The sequence below is a fragment of the Cellvibrio sp. pealriver genome (assembly GCF_001183545.1).
GTDB lineage: Bacteria > Pseudomonadota > Gammaproteobacteria > Pseudomonadales > Cellvibrionaceae > Cellvibrio.
Map to the genome: position 1 here is coordinate 1,208,484 of NZ_KQ236688.1, position 17,602 is coordinate 1,226,085.

Annotated in this window: 14 protein-coding genes and 1 tRNA gene; 11 read left to right on the forward strand and 4 right to left on the reverse strand. The window is 44.9% G+C overall.

Annotation, left to right across the window (positions count from 1 at the left end):
* The first annotated feature begins 50 nt into the window (after positions 1–50).
* Entirely contained in the window at positions 51–1,376 is a 1,326-nt protein-coding gene (locus tag VC28_RS05040; RefSeq protein WP_049629686.1) for a DUF5610 domain-containing protein, read from the forward strand.
* 87 nt (positions 1,377–1,463) lie between these two features.
* Positions 1,464–1,712, forward strand: a complete 249-nt coding sequence (locus VC28_RS05045; protein ID WP_049629687.1) for a glutaredoxin family protein — start codon at positions 1,464–1,466, stop codon at positions 1,710–1,712.
* A gap of 4 nt (positions 1,713–1,716) precedes the next feature.
* Here VC28_RS05045 and VC28_RS05050 read toward each other — a convergent pair whose 3' ends face one another.
* Entirely contained in the window at positions 1,717–2,952 is a 1,236-nt protein-coding gene (locus VC28_RS05050) for an EAL and HDOD domain-containing protein (protein WP_049629688.1), read from the reverse strand.
* 248 nt (positions 2,953–3,200) lie between these two features.
* Between VC28_RS05050 and VC28_RS05055 the strand changes: the two genes are divergently transcribed.
* Complete coding sequence (locus tag VC28_RS05055) at positions 3,201–4,148, forward strand: chemotaxis protein CheV (RefSeq protein WP_049629689.1); 948 nt, start codon at positions 3,201–3,203, stop codon at positions 4,146–4,148.
* 85 nt (positions 4,149–4,233) lie between these two features.
* On the opposite strand, the gene VC28_RS05060 is transcribed toward VC28_RS05055, so the two are convergent.
* On the reverse strand, positions 4,234–6,171 hold the full coding sequence (locus VC28_RS05060; RefSeq protein WP_231591653.1) for a transglycosylase SLT domain-containing protein: 1,938 nt from the start codon (positions 6,169–6,171) through the stop codon (positions 4,234–4,236).
* 249 nt (positions 6,172–6,420) lie between these two features.
* On the opposite strand from VC28_RS05060, the gene VC28_RS05065 reads away from it, so the two are divergent.
* On the forward strand, positions 6,421–8,337 hold the full coding sequence (locus VC28_RS05065; protein WP_049629691.1) for an ATP-binding cassette domain-containing protein: 1,917 nt from the start codon (positions 6,421–6,423) through the stop codon (positions 8,335–8,337).
* 48 nt (positions 8,338–8,385) lie between these two features.
* Here VC28_RS05065 and VC28_RS05070 read toward each other — a convergent pair whose 3' ends face one another.
* Positions 8,386–8,844: a universal stress protein gene (locus VC28_RS05070; RefSeq protein ID WP_082191414.1), complete on the reverse strand. Its 459-nt coding sequence runs from the start codon at positions 8,842–8,844 to the stop codon at positions 8,386–8,388.
* Between the two features lie 89 nt (positions 8,845–8,933).
* On the opposite strand from VC28_RS05070, the gene VC28_RS05075 reads away from it, so the two are divergent.
* The gene (locus VC28_RS05075) at positions 8,934–9,434 is read left to right on the forward strand and encodes a hypothetical protein (protein WP_049629692.1); all 501 of its coding nucleotides are present in this window, start codon (positions 8,934–8,936) and stop codon (positions 9,432–9,434) included.
* A 5-nt stretch (positions 9,435–9,439) separates the two neighbouring features.
* On the opposite strand, the gene VC28_RS05080 is transcribed toward VC28_RS05075, so the two are convergent.
* Positions 9,440–10,153, reverse strand: a complete 714-nt coding sequence (locus VC28_RS05080) for a hypothetical protein (RefSeq protein WP_049629693.1) — start codon at positions 10,151–10,153, stop codon at positions 9,440–9,442.
* A gap of 337 nt (positions 10,154–10,490) precedes the next feature.
* Here VC28_RS05080 and topA point away from each other — a divergent pair, with 337 nt between their 5' ends.
* From topA to clpX, 6 genes are all read left to right on the forward strand, one after another.
* Complete coding sequence (gene topA / locus VC28_RS05085; RefSeq protein WP_049629694.1) at positions 10,491–13,115, forward strand: type I DNA topoisomerase; 2,625 nt, start codon at positions 10,491–10,493, stop codon at positions 13,113–13,115.
* Between the two features lie 7 nt (positions 13,116–13,122).
* Positions 13,123–13,710 carry a DUF6586 family protein gene (locus VC28_RS05090; RefSeq protein ID WP_049629695.1) on the forward strand — a complete coding sequence of 196 codons (588 nt, stop codon included), beginning with the start codon at positions 13,123–13,125 and terminating at the stop codon, positions 13,708–13,710.
* Between the two features lie 153 nt (positions 13,711–13,863).
* Positions 13,864–13,948, forward strand: a tRNA-Leu gene (locus tag VC28_RS05095).
* Positions 13,949–14,021: 73 nt separating this feature from the next.
* The gene (tig, locus tag VC28_RS05100) at positions 14,022–15,335 is read left to right on the forward strand and encodes a trigger factor (RefSeq protein WP_049629696.1); all 1,314 of its coding nucleotides are present in this window, start codon (positions 14,022–14,024) and stop codon (positions 15,333–15,335) included.
* 172 nt (positions 15,336–15,507) lie between these two features.
* Positions 15,508–16,146 (forward strand): ATP-dependent Clp endopeptidase proteolytic subunit ClpP, encoded by a 639-nt coding sequence (gene clpP / locus VC28_RS05105; protein ID WP_049629697.1) that lies wholly within the window; start codon positions 15,508–15,510, stop codon positions 16,144–16,146.
* A gap of 142 nt (positions 16,147–16,288) precedes the next feature.
* Positions 16,289–17,587: an ATP-dependent Clp protease ATP-binding subunit ClpX gene (clpX, locus tag VC28_RS05110; protein WP_049629698.1), complete on the forward strand. Its 1,299-nt coding sequence runs from the start codon at positions 16,289–16,291 to the stop codon at positions 17,585–17,587.
* The last annotated feature ends 15 nt before the right edge of the window (positions 17,588–17,602 follow it).

Genomic DNA, 17,602 nt, shown 5'->3' on the forward strand with positions numbered 1-17,602 from the left:
CCGAGAACCTGTGATGCCACAGACAGATACTGCCGCACTCAGGTGATCTTATGAATATTTCCTCTCTAAACAATCCCTCTGTTTCAACAAGCGTACCTGGCAATAAAGCAGCTGGTACGCCAGTGGATGCAGATAAGTTGGCATCCAACCCCGGCGGTTTCACGCAGGGTGGAAAAAGCAGCATCGTCACAGCAAGTACAGTGCTGTCGGCCAGTTTTGAGGATAAACGTCAAACTGCCCTGCAAATAGTTAACCGCACACTCACGCAGGCTTATGAAAAAATCAGCTCGCGAGGGCAGGCTGCAAGTGCAGAATATGAAACTTTTGAGCCTCTGACGGCTGAAAAAGTTGCTAATAATATTCTTGGGTTTATCGAGCGCAGGCTGCAAATGGATGTCGCTGACGGTGCTTCCCAAGAGGAGCTACAAGCGCGGTTAGAGGCAGGATTGGCTGGCTTTAAAAAAGGCTTCGCAGAAGCGAGTGAAAAGCTGGAGGCGCTGAGTCTCTTATCACCGGAGATTAAAGCTGATATCGGTCAAACCTATGATCTGGTGCTTGAAGGTGTGGATGAACTGCGAGCTAAATTTATCCAGTCTGCTGTTGAAGAAGCGCCAGCCAAATCATCTAACTCTGCTCCAGAGATTGTGAAAACCGCATCACCCAAAACGTCCGAACCCACAAAGCTTGATGTGCCTGCTTTTATCCCTGCCACCAGCAGCTACTTGGGTTATGGCAATTATGAATATGGTCGCGCCCGCGAATTCAGCTTTGAGCTGAGAACGAAAGAGGGCGACATAGTGACTATTAAAGCAAGCTCAAGTGAAGGCTTGGCTGTCGAGGCTGGCCGCGCTTCACGCGGTAATCAATCTGTAAGCGCCATGAATGCCAGCTACAGTTCCAGTGAGTCTTTTTCACTCTCAATTGAGGGAGAGTTAAACGAAGATGAGTTGGCTGCGATCAATGACTTACTGGGACGGGTGAATGATCTTGCCGGGCAATTTTTTGAAGGTAATCTGGATACTGCATTTGAGCAAGCAATGAATCTGGGATACGACGCTGAACAGATCGGCAGTTTCTCGCTCAATCTGGCTCAGGCAGAAATACAGCAAGTCACCCAAGCTTATCAAGCGTTTGAACCTGACAATAATGCTGGCGGTGTTGATAGGCCTGCATTGTTGGCTGATCAATTGTTGCCGCTGGGGAATTTCATTAAAAATCTGTTAGACAGCTTGGATCGCGCTTCTATTTTTGATGAGCCTGCGTCACTGTTGTCTGGCATGGCAGAGACAATCACAGGCGAAACTGAAATAGATCAATTGCAGGGAAAACGATTCCGCGACTTTATTGAAGAAATGTTTGCCTTGGATTTGCGCTAATACGTATAAGATGGGTTTTTATTAATTTGATGTTTTATGAGACGGCAGCAATAATTGCCAATCTATTTTGCTCATGAAGATTTTATTATGAAACCCGTTTATCTTTATTCAACCCTTGGCTGTCATCTATGTGAGATGGCCAAGGAGATTGTATCCCCTTTGTTAAACCATTATTCCCTTTATCTGGAAGAAATTGAAATCGCCGAATCAGACGAATTGGTAGAGCGTTATGGTGTGCGAATTCCAGTGTTGAAATCCCCGCATCATTTGGACGAATTGGGTTGGCCATTTGATGCAAGTCAGGCACAAGCTTTTTTGGACAGAATAGCAATCTGATGCTTTATGCATCGCCCGCAAGCCCAAGGCTATTCATTGTTTCTGCCACCCAATGTAATGCATCGACATAAATAGTGGCGAGAGTCTCGGGCGATAGCCCAAGGCTTTCCAGATGCGCCCAATCGATATCATCCCAATGGCCTTGCTCATGGGCCTGAACAATATGCAAAACCATTCCTTCCGGGCCAGAGTGTGCGAGCATAGCTTGATTCAAGGTTTCACTGAGCGAAAGGTTACGAAGCAACTCCTCCAACGGAGAGTCGAGAAACGCATCCAATGTTGATAGCAGGCCAACAGTAAAGTAAGAATCCGGGCGGCTGCGTTGGTTGATGTGGGTTGCAATCATTTCGCACATGCGTGCGCGCGTTAGTGCTGCAACACTAAGCTCATGGGGTTTGCCGCTCAAGTTGGACAGCGCTAGTAAATTCACCCAGTTTCTCAGTTTTTGTAACCCCAACAGCATGATTGCCTGGCGTAATGATTCCACATCACGCGATAAACCAAATGCGGCGGAATTGACTAGTCGTAGAAGCTTGAAACTCAATAATGTATCGCGTGCGATCATTCGTTCGATTTTTTCAATCGGCACATCCGGATCGTGCAGTGCTGATAACAGCTGCAAAACGGATTGTTTGTTTTCAGAAATTTTTCGTCCGGTAATCACCCTTGGTTTTGCCAGAAAATAGCCTTGAAATAAATCAAAACCCAAGGCTTTGCAGTTTTCAAACATCTCGTAAGTTTCAACTTTTTCTGCGATCAGGGTGATACCAAATGGTTTTAGGTAATCAATGTGATGTTTCAGCTTTTCAGGTGTTAAGCTCAATACATCCAACTTGATAATATCGGCATAAGGAACAAGGTTTTTACTGTCTTCATCCAGCTCAAAATCATCCAATGCAATCGTATAGCCTTGTTCGCGCAATTCCATGAGTGCATGCAGCATAGCGGCATCGACTTGTTGCCCTTCAAGAACTTCAATGACTAATTTTTGGCGATTAAACGGGGGAGGGGAATGCAGGAGAGTGCGCGTAAAATTCACAAAAGCTTTATGTTTTCCAACGACTTGTTCTATTGAAAGCTCTGTGAAGGCGTTAAGTAGAACCTGCGAACTGGCTGCATCTCCATCTGTCGATGCAATAAACTTCAAATCATTATTGCGACACAATAATTCATAGGCAATTACCCGCATGTTTCCATCAAAAATAGGTTGGCGGGCAAGAAGTGGCGTCATGTTGGTCATAAAATAAATGAATCACAGCGTAGTTGTTTTTCTGGATGTACTGTTATTGGTTCTTGGTCTATTCAACATTGTAGCTGTCAACCGCAAGCTTACAACTACAGGATATTACATCTAGCGGAAACTCCGGTTTTAACCTGTTGGAATTGCAGCGATTTATGGATTATTGCCTATAATCATAGAAATTTACGTCTAAACAGGCGTTTGTGGTTGGGAGACTCCGACTCTGTTTGCAAATTGATGGTAACCGCATGTCCAAATTATTAGACTCTATTGATCAACGCACTCGCTTGGTAGGTGAGAACAGGCTGGAGTTGTTGATGTTTCGCCTTGGTGGACGGCAGCTTTTTGCGATTAATGTGTTCAAGGTGCAAGAGGTGGTCAAAGTTCCAAATCTTCGCCATGTGCCACATAGCCATCCCCATATCAGGGGTGTTGCTCATCTGCGCAACCAAACTGTTCCCGTAATCGATCTGCGTGCGGCCATCGGCATGAGTCCTTTAAAAGAGTTGGACAATGCAAATTTGATCGTGGCGGAATACAACCGCTCTGTTCAGGCATTTTTAATTGGTGCGGTCGATCGAATTGTGAACCTTAATTGGGAATTGATACTGCCACCGCCAAAAGGAACCGGGCGTAGTCATTTTTTAACAGCGATAACCCGCATTGATGATCAGTTAGTTGAAATATTGGATGTTGAGCGGGTTCTGGCGGATATTATTCCTTATAACACGCGTGTATCTGACAATGTTCTAGATCAGGATTTAGCTTCAGAAGCACGCAAGCGCAAATTAAAAATACTCCTTGCTGAAGATTCCCCGACAGCAGTTAAACAAGTAAAAGAAACCCTGGGCAATATTGGGGTTGAGGTTTTGTCGGTACAAGATGGATTACAAGCGTTGACGCTATTGCGCCAATGGGCAGCGAGTGGCCGCAAAGTGACGGATGAAATTTTGATGCTGGTGACTGATGCTGAAATGCCTGAAATGGATGGCTATCGGTTAACTGCTGAAGTACGTAAAGATCCTGCGTTGGCAGATCTTTACGTAGTGTTGCATACCTCTCTTAGCGGCAGCTTTAATAAAGCGATGGTGGAAAAAGTAGGGTGCAATGACTTTTTATCCAAGTTTCAACCAGACGAGTTGGCTGCTGTAGTACAAAAAAGATTGCGGCAGTATTTTGGTGCGCAGAAAAACTAATTGATTATGTAATTGATTGCGCAGGTAACGTAAAAAAAAACCGCTGATACCCTAAAGGCATCAGCGGTTTTTTTATGTAGGATATTTATAGCTGTTGACTAGCTTCTGTTGGCGTTACAAAACGGGTTTCTTGTCCAAGTCTGTAAGCGTAAATGACAGAAAAAGACAGAACGTTTTGCACATAACCCCGTGTTTCTTTGTAAGGAATGGTTTCAATCCAAACATCGTAAGGCAATTGCGCATTTTGATCTTTGTTGAGCCATTTTTTGACGCGCGAAGGACCTGCATTATATGCAGCAGCTGCCAATATGCGGTTTCCATCAAATACGCCAAGCAGATGATTCAAATAGCGGCTGCCCAGTGCAATGTTTTTCTCGGGGGTGATTAAGTCTTGGGGAGCAAAGCGTAGCCCATTTTTTTGTGCGGTTTGTTTGGCTGTAGAAGGTAATAATTGCATTAAGCCTACTGCGCCCGCCGGGGATTTTGCATCGTGTACGAATGCGCTCTCTTGACGTGTTACAGCGAAAATAAAGAGCGGATTGACAGATGTTTGTTGCGCAGCTTTGGTCACGTGCTCTTTGTAAACAATAGGGAATCGTACTTGCAGATCATCCCAATATTGTGCGTCTGCCATCACTTGTATTCCATTGCGATACCAACCCCATTTCTCAGCGAGTCGGCCAGCCAATACCATTTGTTCCAGCGGCATACGACGGCTGGTATGGAAAAATTCACGATTAGCTGCACCTAATTCACCGCGCGCAAAAAACTCGCGCGCACGCAACATACCTTGATGGTTTTCCAATGCTGAGACCTGTTCGGGCGTAAATGCCATCGGGCGATCGAGCAAATGGTAATTTACCCCTGTTTTATCAGCGGCAAGAAAACCATAAAAACTTCTCGCGGGTGCAACACTGTTATAAATATCCGCGGGTGTTTCACCATTGATTTCTTTAATGTCCAGTTCTTCCATCGCCCTTGCTTGCCAATAGCGCCAGCGTTCTGTTTTACGTGCATCTTCCGGTAAGCGTGTTAACCACAGGTTAACTTGCTCCCAGTTTTGTTTGCGTAATGATTCACGCAACAGCCACTCCAATAAATCAACCCTGGTTAAATTTGGCGTGGATGCGGCCAAGCGTTCAGCTTCCACTTCGTGATCTTGATATAGCAGGCGCAAGGCGATTTGGTATTTGATATCAGTGCGGTCTTCATCGCTGAATAGCTGTTGTGCGTCGTAACCGTTCCACAGTGCCAAGGCCTCTTTGGCATTGCTGCGCGCTAATTTTTCCAGCCCATGCAGAATCACGGTTTTCATTTTGGGTGATTGCTTGGAAAATTTGGACGTTTGCTTCAAGAGGCGTGGGTTGGCATTTACCTGTTGCAGCAACAGCGCATGTGGGCGATCTGCTGCCGGTAGAAGATTGCTCAGATAGCTTGCCATTCCATTATTGTTTGCTTTAACGGCCTTGAGATGGCGATCCCATATGATATCCGCAGTCATAAATCCTGCTTTTTTCCATTCCACAAACACGGGATCGCACGCTTTGGATTGGGTCTTTTCAATGTTCCATAGCGCGGCTACTTCATTTAAGGCGGCTTTATCTCCCTGTGCAAGACGCGCGCGAACATGCAGGCAAGCCAATTCAGGATCTGTCAGTCGCTTATCGTAAAATCGTTGATAGTCTGCCCAGCGCTCACGTTGTGCCAGTGTGCGCAACCAGCGATGAGTGAGGCGTTCGGATAGAAATGAATCGGGATAGCGCTTAAAAAAACTTTCTACTTCTTTCGTGGGCAGAGTGATTAAACGATTAGTTAACTCTTGGTATTCAAGGTAAGGCAGAAGAGGGTATTGCTGTAACTGTTTAACCAATCGGTGATATTCAGTCATATTTTTGGCATTTAATGCTTTTTGCGCCTGGGCATATTTTTGCCGTTCTATTTGGCGCGCATCAGGTTTGGCGGGTGCTGTTTTTGTTGCCGGTTTTGTATTGTTAGTTGCCGCGTGTGCAGGGATCAGAGACATACTACCGACGAATACGCTGGCACTGAGTGCTAACGGCCAAAGTATTTTCGAAAACCTCATGGGAACCTCAAATTACTGTCAAACGTAGATACGAACCGGCAAACGCATGCGGGTTGGTTATGCCTTCCTGGTGGGATATGATGCGGCACTTTCATTTACCGCGTGGCCAAGCTTATCTTGAGAATAACAGCACCTTGATGCTTCTGCCAGTACCATTTTCGATAGAAAACTACCTGAATTATTCCTTCTATGTCTTTGATTAAAATTGAAAAAGCCGGGCTCAGTTACGGCCTGCAAGTGTTGCTTGATGATGTAAACCTGAGTATAGAACGAGGGCAGCGACTGTGTTTGATCGGGCGAAACGGTGCCGGTAAATCCAGCTTGTTGAAAGTGCTGGATGGCGAGGTGGATCTTGATAAAGGCGATGTTATTCGCCAGAGCGGAATTCGTATCACTCGTCTTGAACAAGACCTTCCAGAGGCAGACGACCGTCAGGTATTTGATGCCGTTGCTGCAGGCGCAAAGGGAATGGGCGAGCTATTAGCTGAGTATCGCCAACTTTCCCATAAAGCGGATATTACTGAATCCGGCTTGGCGCGCATGGCACAGTTGCAGCAGCAAATTGAAGCAAACGATGGATGGGCACTGCAGCAGAAAGTCGATGAAATTATTTCCCGCCTTGATTTGCCAGCAGAACGTTACATGCGCGAATTATCGGGTGGGTGGCGTCGCCGTGTTGCGCTTGCGCGAGCATTGGTATTGGAGCCGGATGTTTTGTTGTTGGATGAGCCAACCAACCATTTGGATATTGCAGCAATCGAATGGCTGGAAAAGCAATTACTGAACTATAACGGCGCGCTGGTATTTATTACCCATGACCGCTCTCTGCTACAAACATTAGCGACACACATTGCCGAATTGGATCGCGGTCAGTTGCGTTATTGGGCGGGCGATTACGCCAGTTTTCTGGTTTATCGGGAGCAGGCACTGGCAGAGGAAGCGCGCCACAATGAATTATTTGATAAGCATTTAGCACAAGAAGAGGTGTGGATTCGCCAAGGGATCAAAGCGCGTCGCACACGTAATGAAGGCCGTGTTCGTGCGCTAAAAGCACTCCGTGATGTTCGTGCACAACGCCGCGAACAAGTGGGTAAAGCCAATTTTAGCCTTTCGACCGGAGGTGATTCCGGCAAGTTGGTAGCAGAACTCACGGATGTTTCTTATGCTTGGGGCAATAAAATAATCGTTAAACAATTTTCTACACGCATTATGCGTGGGGATCGTATTGGCCTGGTAGGTGCAAATGGCGCTGGAAAAAGTACATTACTTAAATTGATTTTGGGTGATCTGCAGCCACAATCCGGCCACGTAAAGCTCGGAACTAATATTGAAGTTGCTTACTTTGACCAGCTGCGTGATCAGCTTGATCTTGACAAAAATGCGGTGGATAACATTGCAGGCGGTCGTGAATTTATCGATGTTGATGGAAAATCAAAACATATCTTTTCGTATCTGAGTGATTTTTTATTCAGTGGTGAAAGGGCGCGTACACCACTGCGTGCGCTGTCTGGGGGCGAGCGTAATCGCGTGCTTCTTGCAAAATTATTCAGCAAACCGGCTAATTTATTAGTGCTGGATGAACCTACCAACGATCTTGATGTAGAAACACTGGAGTTATTGGAGGATATACTGTCCGAATATACTGGCACATTGTTGCTTGTGAGCCATGACCGTGCTTTCCTTAATAATATTGTTTCAAGTGTTATCGCCTTTGAAGGTCGTGGCAATGTGATTGAATATGTTGGCGGATACGATGATTGGATTCGCCAGGGAGGTAAGTGGACTGTTTCAGATGAATTGCCTCCTCCTGCAGAAAAAAAGCTACAAGTAGAAGCAAAAAGTGCGGAACCTGCAAACACTCGCCAGACAGCAAAACCCAAAAAGCTCAGTTATAAATTCCAAAAAGAATTTGAGGAGTTGCCACAAAAAATTGAAGTGCTTGAGTCTCAAGTAGCTCAGTTGCAGTCGATAACATCGGCCGAAAATTTTTATACTCAATCAAGCAATGTCGTAGAGCAAAAGCTGCAGGAGCTGGCTTTGTTACAACAACAGTTAGATGATTGTTTTGAGCGTTGGGCGGAGTTGGAAGATATGCAACAAGAATGATTCTTGTTGCATTGCACGCATGAAAAAGCCGTACTGCGATATCGGTGCTTACTCAGCCCCCGTTTGTTTTTTTACCAAAACCGCCAATACATCGCAGGTTGCCCCATGCAATACACTATTGGGTGTTGAACCCAGCAACAAGGCAAAACCTTTGCGCCCATGACTACCGACAACAATCAGATCAGCATTTTCTTGCTCTGCAAGATAGTGTAATTCCGCAGCAGGCTGCCCTACCAAAACATGTTGTTGCTGGATTGGATATGACGTGCTTTTGGCGAGTGCCGCCAAATCAGCAGTAGCTTTTTGCACTTGCTGCTCCTGAACGCCGGTCAGATCAACAGGCATGTCACCGCCATAGGCGAAAGCAATAGGTTCAAGCACATAGGCAAGTGTTAATTTTGCCTCACAAGTACGCGCAATGGCTGCAGCACGACGGATAACCGTTGGACAGTCATCCGAGAGATCGACGCCGACAATAATATGTGTGTAGTTAATAGCTTCTGTCATGATTCCTATCCTCGACTGACGGAGGCAATACTCAATGAAAGCCTCTTGCTTAAGAGTAGTTCTTCCCATCTAAAGTTTTAAGGATTTTCATGAATATCTGGTTTTTTATTATTTTGATAGTGGCATTGGCGCTGGTATTAGGCCCTATCAGTATGTTGAAGCCCAAGCCTGGGCAGAAGCGTAAAGAAAACTTGCGCCTACATGCCAGCCAAAAGGGCGTTCGCTACACCCTGCGACGTCCGCCCGCATTGGCAACGGATATTGAACAAACTGCACCTATGCCTGTGTATTACATCCCCCCCCTTACTAAATCGCAAATGGACAATGAGTGGATATTAATGCGCACCCATTATGTTCACGAGGGAAATTTTTATCAGGAGTGGGATTGGCAGACCAAAACACGCCCGGGCGATGATGCGTGTCAGTCTTTGAAGCGATATTTGCCCGATTTGCCGGTTTCGGTCATCGCAATCAGCCAGGGGAGTCTGGGAACGTGTGTTTTTTGGTCGGAAAGAGAGGATAAAGAGACGTTGGAGTTACTAATTGAAATGATGGAAGTGCTTCATAAACACGCAAGCCCACCTGGTTGACCTGGTTACCCCAAGTCCAGCACTGCAGAATTCGTATCGCGTAAATCACGGCTTAGACCAACACGGCCACCGTCTATCATTTCACTTAACTCTTTAATCATTTTGAGTCGGCGAGGATCCTGGTGCATGGATTCCATCAGCAACTGCTGTGCTTTGCGATAGAACGCCTGAGCTGAAAACCTGTCACTAATGGACATGGATTTATCGCCCTGTCCAATATAGGACATTACCGAAACCATCAGATATGCCCAGCGCAACTCAGAAAGGTAAGTGTCCATTTCCACCTCATTGATGTTCCCCTGAGCAGCCAGCTGGGTAATCAGATGCATAGCTTCGTTCAGGTGTAGCTGGGTTTTGGCAATTTGTGCGTCACTTTCACGTTGGTAGCTGGTGGCTTTTTTATAGTTGGGATTCATTAACTCTTCAGAATAAAGCTCACTTTTGCGTATGGCCGCTTCTATGTGCTCCGGGTTTTTGTCTTCCAGCGCCAGCATTTGTTGCTGTATCGATATCACCATGTCGTTGATATGCTTGACGATCATCCGGTTGGGAATAGTTTGCTCAAGGGAGATTACCAGTTCAATCAGTTCTTCTGCCTGAATGCGTAAACGACGTTGTTGCAAGCGGCGTTGGCGCTGAATCTGCTGCATTCTATTGATTGCACTGACGGCAATAAGTGTTATCAGCATCAAAAAAAACAAAATCACAATCAAAGTCATTCGAATTCTGCGTGCATAGGTTAGGTTGAGGATCAGGTTTTATGGGTTCTTTAAATGGAAACGCTAGTTGAAATTAATTAACTTTATAAAACAAATGCTTAAGTGTCGTATTTAAAGAAAATCCTTAACCTAAAAAACGGTAAACTTTGCACTTCCTGTTGTGCTCAACTATAAGACATAAGGAAAATTATCGCTTGACCCCTTGTGATTCAAGACTTATATATGCGCACCTTTGCCGCTAGTTTAGCCTTTTCATAGGCAGCACTGTACCAGATTGGCGCATTATTCAGCAGATTATACAGCCTTCCTTATATATACAGAGACCTTTCTAACAATCATGGGTAAATCCTTAGTTATCGTTGAGTCGCCCGCCAAGGCAAAAACCATTAATAAATATTTGGGAAGTGACTTTATCGTCAAATCCAGTATCGGTCACATCCGGGATTTACCTACTAGCGGTGGCGCTAAACCGGTCGATGCGAAAGAACGCGCCAAACAGGCTGCCGCTACGCGCAAGATGTCAGCTGATGAAAAAGCGATTTATCAAGCGAAAAAAAGTAAAAGCCAGCTCATCAATCGTATGGGAATCGATCCCGAAAATAACTGGGAGGCGCAGTATGAGATTCTCCCGGGAAAAGAGAAGGTAGTGGAAGAGCTAAGAAAACTGGCCGAAAAAGCCGATATGGTTTATCTGGCAACCGACTTGGACAGAGAGGGAGAAGCAATCGCCTGGCACCTACGTGAAGCGATTGGTGGTGATGAATCCCGCTATCGCCGCGTAGTTTTCAATGAAATTACCAAAACTGCTATTCAAAATGCGTTTAAAACACCAGGTCCAATCGACCAAAATCGTGTTGATGCGCAACAGGCGCGTCGGTTTTTAGACCGTGTGGTTGGTTATATGGTGTCGCCACTGTTATGGGAAAAAGTGGCTCGCGGGCTTTCAGCCGGGCGTGTTCAATCAGTAGCTGTACGTTTAGTTGTAGAGCGGGAAAGTGAAATCCGTGCGTTTGTTCCAGAAGAATATTGGACACTATTTGCAGATCTACAAGCTGATAAAAACCAGCAGGCCAGTTTTGAAGTAAAAAAGTTGGGTAATGAGGCATTTAAGCCAATCAATGAGAGTCAAGCGATGGCTGCCGTCAGCGCTTTACAGCATGCATCGTACAAAGTAATTAGTCGCGAAGATAAACCGACCCAATCCAAACCATCTGCGCCGTTCATTACATCTACCTTGCAGCAGGCAGCAAGTACGCGTTTAGGTTTCGGTGTAAAGAAAACCATGATGATGGCTCAGCGTTTGTACGAGGCTGGATACATCACTTATATGCGTACAGATTCAACCAACCTGAGCAAAGAGGCTGTTGATGCTTGCCGTGAATATATTCTTGAAAATTATGGTACGCGTTATTTGCCGGATGCTCCTGTGCTTTACTCAAGTAAAGAAGGTGCTCAAGAGGCGCATGAGGCAATTCGCCCATCAAATGTGAACGTACAACCTAACCAGCTAAGTGGTATGGAACGCGATGCTGAGCGTCTTTATGGATTAATTTGGCAACAGTTCGTAGCTTGCCAAATGACACCTGCTGAATATACCAGTACCAGTGTTGTGGTTAACGCTGGAGATTATGAGTTACGTACCCGTGGTCGCGTAATCCGTTTTGACGGATATACAAAAGTAAATCCGCAAACCGTCAAAAAAGACGAAGACATTGTTCTGCCGGATATGAAGGTTGGTCAAATCCTGCCTCTGATTAAGCTGAATCCACAGCAGCATTTCACCAAACCTGCAGCACGTTACACAGAAGCCAGTTTGGTTAAAGAACTAGAAAAGCGTGCTATTGGCCGCCCATCGACGTACGCCTCAATTATTTCTACGATTCAGGAGCGTGGATATGTGCGTCAGGAAAATCGCCGTTTCTATGCAGAAAAAATGGGCGATATTGTTACTGAAAGACTGGTTGAGAGTTTTGATGATCTGATGGATTACGGTTTTACAGCCAGCATGGAAGAATCACTTGATGTTGTCGCGCAAGGAGGGAAAAACTGGCGTGATTTGCTGAATGAGTTTTATGGTGGTTTCAGTAAAAAACTGGCTCAGGCATCCAGCACTACTAAAGGCATGCGCGCTAACGATCCTACCGATACAGATATTGAATGCAGTCTTTGTGGTCGCCACATGCAAATTCGTACGGGCACTACCGGGGTTTTTCTGGGCTGTTCTGGCTATGGATTACCACCTAAAGAGCGCTGTAAAAATACCATGAACCTGGTGTCCGGTGATGAGGTTATTGATACCGAAGCTGACGATGATGAAGCCGAGTCGCGTCAGTTACGCTCAAAACATCGCTGCAAATTATGTAATTCTGCGATGGACTCTTATCTGTTGGATGAAAATCGTAAATTGCACATTTGTGGAAATAATCCCGATTGCTCGGGCTATGAAGTTGAGCAGGGAAGTTATCGCTTAAAAGGTTACGAAGGGCCAACAATTGAGTGTGACAAGTGTGGCAGTGAAATGCAGCTCAAAACCGGCCGCTTTGGTAAGTATTTTGGTTGCACAAATTCCGAGTGCAAAAACACTCGCAAGCTGTTAAAAAATGGTGAAGCGGCACCGCCAAAAGTGGATCCAATTGTAATGCCGGAATTACGCTGTGAAAAAGTGGATGATCACTATGTGCTGCGTGATGGTGCGGCAGGTTTGTTCCTTGCTGCAAGCCAGTTTCCAAAAAATCGTGAGACTCGCGCCCCTTTTGTTGAGGAGTTATTGCCATACAAGGATCAAATTGATCCCAAGTATCATTTCTTATTATCTGCCCCAGTGAAAGATCCTGATGGCAACAAAGCGATTATTCGCTTCAGCCGCAAAACCAAAGAGCAGTATGTCCAAACAGAGCTTAATGGAAAAGCGACAGGCTGGAAGGCATTTTTCACTGCGGGTAAGTGGCAGGTACAAAAGTAAATACATAATGCCAGCATTTAAATATGCTGGCTTATTTTCTCTCTTCCCCCCTTTAATTAATATGCCTATTACACATCTCTCCCTTGTTAATCAAAAGTTTGCGTTTGCACATGCAAATTTGGTTGATATGGAATTATCGAATGTAAAGCTCTCGGGTGCACAAAAAGTCCGCCAGCAAGCGCTGGCCGATGCTGTTGTCTTTCATCTTACGACAGCATTGTGCTTTTACGTGCGTGAGCTGGCTGATCAATATCGTGTCAAAAATGCAGCCATCCTCATAAGCATTGAGGAGCTCTACATGGCGCTTGATGATTTAGGCATTAACTCATCGGAAGTAAATGAGTTAATAGCATTAAAAGAGGAGCCAGATACATGGCTTCACTTATTGTTACTACATGAGCAGATGATTTTCAAATCGCCTGAAAAGGCAAAGGAAAAGAAAGCGTTTGTTACTGGTGATACCATAGAATTTGTTGATGTAACGGAAATCAACGAGCAGCCGTCGTTAAATATAACGCGCGAGTTGCTGACTGAGTGGTTGGCTGGTTTTCGGGATTTGGTGACACGCCAACGCAGTACATATGCAGAGTATTGATAAAAAGTTGAACCTGCAGAATGACTGTGGCACAATCAGCACCCTTCGCGTGCTAGGGGTATTGATTTTTATAAAAAACATTAAAAATCAATATGTTAGCGCGTGATAAAAATTAGGTCAGCGTCTTGGTAATGGCCAAGAAACGACACAAAAGCGGACGTGGTGAAATTGGTAGACACACCAGGTTTAGGTTCTGGCGCCGCAAGGTGTGAGAGTTCGAGTCTCTCCGTCCGCACCATATTCTCCCTGTATCCTGATATTCAGGGTGCTTGAGCAACTGCCATACTTTTCAGTTATTTCACGAGGCAAATATGCAGGTTTCACTGGAAACGACTTCTGGATTGGAGCGCCGCTTGACTGTGGGCGTGCCGGCGGAACAAGTAGAAAACGAAGTTGAGAATCGCTTGAAGCAAGCGGCTCGCAATGTAAGCATCAAAGGTTTCCGCAAGGGCAAAGTTCCAATGTCTGTAGTGAAGCAACGCTTTGGTGCTGGAATTCGTCAGGAAGTGGTCGGTGATGTTATCAGTCGTTCATTTTATGCGGCCGTACAAAAAGAGAATGTTAAGCCTGCTGGTCAGCCTTCTATTCAGCCCAAACAGTTGGCTGTAGGAAAAGATTTGGAATACGTGGCGACCTTCGAGGTTTATCCTAGCGTAGAGCTCAGCGATTTAAGTGCCTTTGAAATCACTACTTACAAAGCAGATGTTACAGAAGCAGATGTCGATAACATGATTGAGGTGCTTCGTAAGCATCAGGCCACATGGTCTGTTGTAGAACGAGCAGCGGCTGATGGAGATCAAGTTAATATTGATTTTGTTGGCACTAAAGATGGCGTTGAGTTTGCTGGTGGCAAGGCCGAAGGGCATTCACTGGTTCTTGGCTCGAAGTCAATGATTCCTGGATTCGAAGAAGGGATTGTTGGAATGAAGGCTGGCGATAAAAAAGATATTTCGGTAACTTTCCCTGAAGATTATCAGGCTGAAGAGCTGAAAGGAGCCGCTGTAACATTCGCTATTATCGTTAATAGTGTATCGGAAGCTGCGCTGCCTGAGCTGAAGAAAGAGTTTTTTGTGAAGTTTGGTGTAGAGAAGGGTGGCGAAAAGCAATTTCGTAAGGAAGTGAAAGCGAATATGGATCGTGAGCTTGCTAATGCTCTTAAAGCAAAAGTAAAAGTCCAAGTTATGGATGCTTTAATTGCTGCCCATAGCACAGATATTCCCAAAGCATTAGTCGCGAATGAGATTCATGTTCTTCGTAATCAAATGCTTCAGCGTTTTGGCGGACAGCAGCAAAATTTTGATGTTAAAAGCCTTTTGCCGGACACAATGTTCCAAGAAGAGGCAGCTCGCCGCGTCACTCTCGGTCTGATTGTAGGAGAGATTGTGAAAAGTGCGAAATTGAAGCCTGACTCGAAGCGCGTGCGTGCAATGATCGAAGAAATTGCATCTACCTATCAGGAGCCTAAAGAAGTGGTTGAATATTACAGCGGCAATCAGGAGTTGATGGCTGGTGTGGAATCTGCCGTGCTTGAAGATCAGGTTGTTGATCATATTCTGTCTCAGGCAAAGGTTTCCGAAGTTGAAACTAGCTATGATGAAATTATTAAGGCTAATGCGCAACGCTGATAGCCTGAAAAAGCCGCAAAGCCTTTGTTTTGCGGCTCCCCTCACCAAACCTCCTGTAAAAAGCTCTTTTGACTGGCATATAATCCAATCACGGGTTAAGCTCTCATTGTCAAAAAACCTTAGTTTTCAATATTGGCGATGCTAAAAAGCCCGCTTAAGGACAAAACGCACAATGTCATACGAATTCTTAAAAAACCAGTTCTCCACCACAAACAGTGGTCTTGTACCTATTGTGATTGAGCAAACAGCTCGAGGTGAACGTTCCTTTGATATCTATTCTCGCCTGCTTAAAGAAAGAGTTATCTTTTTGGTCGGGCCAGTAGAAGACTACATGGCAAATCTGGTTGTTGCGCAACTTTTATTTTTGGAAGCGGAAAACCCTGACAAAGATATACATTTATACATAAATTCCCCGGGCGGCTCAGTTACTGCTGGCATGTCAATCTACGACACTATGCAATTTATTAAGCCTGATGTAAGCACCATGTGTATTGGGCAAGCATGCAGTATGGGTGCGTTTCTGCTCAATGCCGGAGCAAAAGGAAAGCGTTTTTGTCTCCCTAACTCTAGAGTTATGATTCATCAACCGAGTGGTGGTGCTCAAGGACAAGCATCTGATATTCACATTCAGGCGCAAGAGATTTTAAAGATCAGGGCTCGCCTGAATGAATTAATGGCGTTTCATTCTGGACAGCCTATAGAGAAAATAGAAATCGATACTGAGCGCGATAATTTCATGTCTGCGCAACAGGCAAAAGATTATGGATTAATTGATTCAGTTGTAGATAAGCGTATACAGTCGGCTAAATAGCCTCTTTGATTGTCGGTATTACGGTGGGCAAGTCGCTCTGCAAGCAAGTGTCTGAGCAATTAGACGACAAAAATCCATCATCACACTTGAAATTTAAATATTTAAACTGACAATTGTTACATATAAAGATGGAGTGGGTTCAATGACCGATCACACAGGTGACGCAGGCGATAAAAGCGGAAAGTTACTATATTGCTCTTTCTGTGGGAAAAGCCAACATGAAGTCCGCAAGCTGATTGCGGGGCCGTCAGTTTTCATATGTGATGAATGCGTTGATCTATGCAATGATATTATTCGTGAGGAAATTCAAGAGAGCTCATCAGAGGGGAGCTCTGAAAAGCTTCCAAAACCCCATGAAATATCTGCAATTCTCGACCAGTATGTCATTGGTCAAAAACGCGCAAAAAAAGTTTTGGCCGTTGCGGTTTACAATCACTACAAGCGGTTGCGTTTTGGAGAAAAAAGCGGTAAGGATAAAGAGCTTGTAGAATTAGGTAAAAGCAATATTTTGCTGGTGGGGCCAACGGGTAGTGGAAAAACTCTGCTCGCAGAGACTCTGGCTCGCTTGTTAGATGTCCCTTTCACTATCGCTGATGCCACAACGCTCACTGAAGCAGGCTATGTGGGTGAAGATGTTGAAAATATCATCCAGAAATTATTACAAAAATGTGATTACGATGTAGAGAAAGCACAGCAAGGTATTGTTTATATTGATGAGATCGATAAGATTTCACGCAAATCAGACAATCCATCTATTACGCGGGATGTGTCTGGAGAGGGTGTTCAGCAGGCGCTGCTAAAATTGATTGAAGGGACTGTTGCATCTGTGCCTCCACAAGGTGGGCGCAAACATCCTCAACAAGAATTTTTGCAAGTTGATACTTCTAATATTCTATTCATCTGCGGCGGTGCATTTGCAGGATTAGATAAAGTTATTCGGGATCGCTCCGAGAAAGGTGGAATAGGGTTCGGGGCAGAAGTTAAAAGCAAAGATGATAAGCGTAACTTTGGGCAAACTTTGCAGGATTTGGAGCCAGAAGATTTAGTCAGATATGGTCTGATTCCAGAATTCGTAGGTCGACTCCCTGTAATTGCCACGCTAGACGAGCTCGATAAAGCTGCATTAATTCAGATTTTAACAGAGCCGCGCAATGCATTAACTAAACAATACGCACGTTTGTTTGAAATGGAAGGCGTACAGATTGATTTCCGTAGTGATGCGCTGGATGCTGTTGCTGAGCGAGCGCTTGAGCGTAAAACAGGTGCTCGTGGTTTGAGGTCTATAATGGAATCGGTTCTACTTGATACTATGTACAAGATCCCATCAGAAGAGCATGTTGTCAAAGTGGTGGTAGACGAGGCTGTTATAAAAGGCGAGTCTGAACCTCTTCTTGTATATGAAAATATTGATAAACAAGCTAAAACTGCTGCAGAAGATTAGATTTTTATAGAGCTA